Below are 3906 nucleotides of genomic sequence, written 5' to 3' on the forward strand. Positions count from 1 at the left end.
AACTGGCACACCGGCCAACCGGTCATGCGATCCCTGACCGCCTACGACCACTGACCCCTTGGAATCGATCATCTAGTGCCGTACGGCGGGACGTCGCAGTCGCGGCGTCCCGCCGTACCCACGCTGACGCGTCAGCGCCGGGGTACCGAGAAGTCCTCGGTCGGGGTGGTGTCGCTGGCGCCGTCCGTACTCGCGTGCACGCCCATGCCACGCGCGGCGAAGACCCGCCAGATCTCCCGCTGCCCGCGACCGTGGTTCACCACCCGGTCGGCAAGCAGGATCGCGTCGCGCATGTCCAGGTAGGACGGATCGGTCGGCGACAGCTCCATCGCCCGGGTGATCAGCGAGCGGGCCAGGCGGCTGCCGATCGCGGCCCGCAGGTCCCAGAGCGTCTGTGCCCAGATCTCACCGTCGGCGTGAATCTCCGGCTCGGTGGTCCCCGGCACGGTCGACGAGTTGCGGATCTTGCCGTAGTCGCCGTAGGTGTAGCCGCCCGTGCCTGCGGCGGGGTTGCCGGCACACACCGACTCGGTGCTGTGCACCGGGCAGTCCATCGCCTCGCTACGCACCGAACGACCGCCCAGGATGTAGTCGCCCTCGCGTACGTCACCGTCGACGGCGTCGTCCCGCTCGAGACCGCTGTCGACCAGGTAGTCGAGGCCGTACCAGTCGCTCCACGCCTCGTACATCGCCTGCGCCTGGGCGCTGATGAGGGTCGAGTTGCCGTTGGCGTCGACCACCAGCCGGTCGGACAGTCCGTGGGTGTACTCGTGGTAGAGGATGTCCGCGGTGTCTCCCGAGTTGCCGGCGAGGACGCTTGTCGACTTGACGAACAGGTACATCTGCATGCGCGGCGCCATGCCGTCCGGCGGGGTCGTCATGTTGGCGTTGTTGGCGTGCTTGCTGTCCGGCAGGCCGTTGGCGGTGTCCGCGCCGTCCATCGCCTCGGCGACCACCGCATCGCCGTCGACCGCCTCGAAGTTGCCGGCCGCCCGGGTAAAGCCGATCGGTGCGTCCGCGAGGTGGTCGTGCCAGGTGCCGAGGAAGGAGAAGAGCTGCGCGGCGTTCTGCTCGCGGTTGGTCTGCCAGGAGTACGGCACCGCCGGATTCCACGAGCACTGCCGTTGCGCCGAACACGGGGCGCCGACCTGGTCGGAGAAGTTGGTGAACGGGAAATCGAAGCTGCTCGCGGCGTTCGGCGTGACCTCTTCCGACGCCTGCGCCACGTTGTCGGCGTTCACGTCGGAGTAGACGTGCCCGACGTTGCCGTCCAACCGGGTCGCGTTCGGCGGCAACCACCTGTTCAGGTCGACCGTGCGCTGGCTTCCGCCGACCGGGGCGCCCGGGTAGTTCTGCCACGTCGTCGCGTGGTGGTTGGCGACCATGCTCCGCTGGAAGAGAACGCTGCCGTCGGCCGCGTCCACCACGCTCAGGTAGCCCCCGTCCATGTCGATCACCTCCCAGGCCAGTCTCGGGCCGGCCTTCGTGTTGAAGACGACCTGGCGGGCGCGACCGCCGTCGGAGAAGGTCGCGGACGACGTCGGCCGGGAGCGCACGGCCACGGCCGTCGCGCCCGACACCGTGCGTACGGCGGCTCGGTGGGCGGCGACGGCGTCCACGCGCGCGGCGCCGAGCGTGGCGGGCAGCCCGGCCAGCGGCACGCCGTCGACCGCGATCAGCCGGCCGTCCCTGGTGACGTGCGCCTTGAGGCCGTTGCCGACGACGTCGGCCCCGTTCACGCGCTGCACGAAGCTCAGGTGATGGGTGCCTTCGATGTCTACGTAGTCCTTGCGCAGCCGCAGGGCGGCGATCTCGGCGGCGGTCAGGCCGACGACCGAGCGATGGGCCGCCAGATAGTCGCGGGCGATCCGCTCGGGAGCGGCAGCGCTCGGCCCGGTCAGGTAACCGTCGAGCCGGGCCAGCCGCCGCAGCGTCGCGGTGTCGCGGTCGATCTCGACGATGCCCTCCGCGCCGAGACTCGCCCGCAGCGAGTTCGCCGCCTCGGCGATCCTGGCATCGGGGGACGCGGCCTGCGCGTTGATCGGCAGCAGCGCGGACGCGAGCAGGACGCCCGCCGCCGCGGCGACACCGCGTCGGATGATGGTTGAGCCCACTCTCGTACTCCAATACTCATGCAGGCATCAATGACGCGACAGACGCTAAAGGTCCGTAATGGACATCCACTTGATCGGCGATCTTGGCAGTGGCGGGGCGCGCGCCCGGTGCTGTTAGATGAGCGGCCACAGCAGCGTGAAGGGTGTGTGGCGGATGGACACGACGGCGATGGAGCCGGTGCAGGCGTACCTCACCGCGACCGGTGAGCGGCTGCGGGCCGACGGTTGCGAGGTGAAGACCGAGGACTGGGGTGGCACGCCGGTGCTGATCGGCTACCGGGGCGACTTCAGGATGCGGTGGATGGCCACCAAGCTGCACCTGTTCACGATCGCCGCGCCGACGATGCGGGTGACGGCCGACGTCCTGGAGGCGTTCAGTACCTCGGCGATGGATTACGTGCTGGCGCGCAAGGGTCAACTGCGGGGCTTCCAGAACGGGGTGGCCGTGCTCCCCGCCCTGGTCGGCCTCGAGGTCGAGCCGGCGGCCGCGGCGTGGGCACAGGAGAAGCAGCGGCTGAAGTTCGCCGCGCTGGCCCGTCCGGTGGCCGTGGACGCCCGTACCGGCGCCGCCGCCGCCTTCCGGGGGAGCCCCACGCTCGGCTTCATCTACGCGGCTCACCTACGCGGCAAGCTCGACGCGTACTTCCCGGTCGCCTGACGGCGGTACGGCGGGGCCCCGGCCACCCTCGGGTGGCCGGGGCCCGGTCGTGCGTCACCTCAGGATCGCTGCTCGATCTGACCCCGGACGCCGACGAACTCCGCCTTGGCCTCTTCGGCGGTCTTGAAGTACATGACCACCAGGCCCACGCTGCCCCGGTCGGCCCAGATGCAGACGCCGAGCGGCACGCTCTCGGCCTTGCCGTCGCCGCAGCGCGCGTCGCCACCCAGCGGCCCCGCCTCGACCGCCGCCATGTTGGTCACCGACAGCTCGCTGGAGAGCCCGGTCACCGCCTCGTCCAGCTCCTTCTTCGGGTCGGCCATCACGCCGGACACCGCGGCGATCAGGACGAGGTCCTGCTTGGTCGGATCGCCGTAGAACGCGCCGACGGTGCTGGTCTCGTTCTTCACGTCGGTCTTCATCTGGGTGACCATCTGGTCGGCGACCGTCTGCAACTGCGGGTCGGTGTTCTTGGCCCGGCCGGCGAGGGTGGCCGGCGCGACGACCCGGGTCTTGGTGGCGTCGACGACGTCACCGACCTCGTCCTTGACCGCGAACCAGGTGATCGCCGCGCCGCCGAGGCAGAGCACGAGCACGACGGCCAGCACGATCAGGAGGATCTTGCCGACGTTCGACTTCTTCGGCGGCGGGCCGGCCAGGTGCGGGCCCCCGTAGGGCTGCCCCGGCTGCGGCGGCGGAAAGCCCTGCTGCTGCGGCCAGCCACCGGGCTGCTGCGGAGGCGGGAAGCCCTGCTGCTGCGGCCAACCGGGCTGTTGCTCCGCTGCCGGCGGCCCCGGCTGGTACGGCTGGCCCGGCTGGTACGGCGCTGCCGGCTGGCCCGGTTGGTACGGCTGGCCTGGCTGCTGCGGCGGGACGGGGGAGTCGTGCGGCGGCGGCCCGAAGGGGTTGGCCGGTGGCTGGGACATCAGTCAGCTCCAGGATGGGGTGCGAAACGCGTGATCGTAACCCGGCCAGGGCAACCGTGCGGTACCGGCCAGGTCCCGCGGGCCACCGCGACCGCCCGCAAACGGTCGCGGGGGGGGGGCCCGGGCCCCCGGGGCGGGGCGGCCCCCCCCCCCGGGGGGCGGGGGGGGGAGGCGGGCCGGCGCGCCCCCCCCCGCCGGCCGCCCCCCG

At 71.6% G+C, this 3906-nt stretch carries 3 protein-coding genes; 1 reads left to right on the plus strand and 2 read right to left on the minus strand.

Annotation, left to right across the window (positions count from 1 at the left end):
- Positions 1–131 precede the first annotated feature (131 nt).
- Positions 132–2114, minus strand: coding sequence for a M36 family metallopeptidase (locus tag ACLQ25_RS21110; RefSeq protein ID WP_425732525.1), 1983 nt, complete (start codon positions 2112–2114; stop codon positions 132–134).
- Positions 2115–2232: 118 nt separating this feature from the next.
- Here ACLQ25_RS21110 and ACLQ25_RS21115 point away from each other — a divergent pair, with 118 nt between their 5' ends.
- Positions 2233–2772 carry a levansucrase gene (locus ACLQ25_RS21115; protein ID WP_425732526.1) on the plus strand — a complete coding sequence of 180 codons (540 nt, stop codon included), beginning with the start codon at positions 2233–2235 and terminating at the stop codon, positions 2770–2772.
- Positions 2773–2831: 59 nt separating this feature from the next.
- On the opposite strand, the gene ACLQ25_RS21120 is transcribed toward ACLQ25_RS21115, so the two are convergent.
- Complete coding sequence (locus tag ACLQ25_RS21120) at positions 2832–3698, minus strand: hypothetical protein (RefSeq protein WP_425732527.1); 867 nt, start codon at positions 3696–3698, stop codon at positions 2832–2834.
- Positions 3699–3906: the final 208 nt, after the last annotated feature.

The organism is Micromonospora sp. DT44 (genome assembly GCF_049841635.1).
Taxonomy (GTDB): Bacteria; Actinomycetota; Actinomycetes; order Mycobacteriales; family Micromonosporaceae; genus Micromonospora.